At 36.9% G+C, this 1,202-nt stretch carries 1 protein-coding gene; it reads right to left on the reverse strand.

The window, feature by feature from the left end; translation table 11 throughout:
* The coding region (locus tag ACYVRA_RS06595) for a hypothetical protein (protein WP_461251951.1) at positions 1-1,134 on the reverse strand (1,134 nt) is incomplete at its 3' end.
* Positions 1,135-1,202: the final 68 nt, after the last annotated feature.

The following is a 1,202-nucleotide window of genomic DNA, read 5'->3' on the forward strand; positions in this document are numbered from 1 at the left end:
TTCTTGCCAATCCCAATCTCCGGTTCTGGTAACTGGAGAAAAAGCCAATGTATTCGCATTAGTTCCGGTAACGTTTATTGTGTAAATTTTACCTTCTAAATAGACATTACTTACATTTATATTAGCGCCATCTGTATATGAATCAGTTGGTAACGGTATAATATGTTGCGTTGCCGAAGTACCAATCTTAAATTGCCCTTTTTGGATATACGGAATAAATGTTTGTTGTACTCTAGCCGCATATATCGGGAATATCATTGAGTCATTAGGATTTATTACCTGACCGCCCGATTCTGTTGTTTGCCGAGTAATTCCGTCCCAGAGGCTAATTCCAACTCCACTATTATTTTGTATTATCAAGAAAGCAGCGCCGGCTTGAACCTTAATACCGGAAACAAAATCTAATGCATTAATAGTTACCTCATCTGTTGAATGTAAGCTGAATTCAGTGAAATATGCTTTACCTTTTAAGGGGCCGTCTTCCTGAAAAACAGGATATCCTGACACTATCTCGCCCAATGCATCGCTGAATTTTCTAAATACAGGGAAAACCATATAATCATCAGCATCAACATAAAATGTTGTATTATATGTTTGCCTTGTAGTATAACCAATTGTTCGTCCGTATTCTTCGCTATCATCCCGTAATTCGACATTATAATTGGTGGCATTTTGTAATATTATCCTTTTTGTACCCCCCAAAATACCGCTTATCCTATAGACATTAGCGTTTGACGAATTTTTATTGTGATAAGCATAAAGCCTGGTAAATGGTTTATTCTTTAAAGAAGAAAGATTATCTTTATTTGCCAGATAGTCTTCTTCTGTTACCAAAAATAATACGAAATCAAAAGAAGAGGTATTGGGAAAAAGCCTGGGATCCTTTTTTAGTCCGTGTACGCTGCCGCCTGTAGGAATACCGCTAATTAAGTTTTCAGAATTTGGTTCACCAAGAAACGCGACCAATTTTTTATTGGAATCATTTTTTACCTGGATGGAATAGTCTGGAGAAGCATAGTTAGTATAATCAATATCATTCCCTGTTTTTTTATCATCATCCTCAGAACACCCCACTAGTCCAAAAACTAATCCCACGATCAATACAAGCACCCACATTTTTTGCAAATTTTTCATTTTTTGCTCCTTCGCAATAAATTTCCGCAGGAATACTCCCGCGGTTTTGATATGGAAACGCCGTCAAC

The organism is Treponema sp. R8-4-B8 (genome assembly GCF_054786175.1).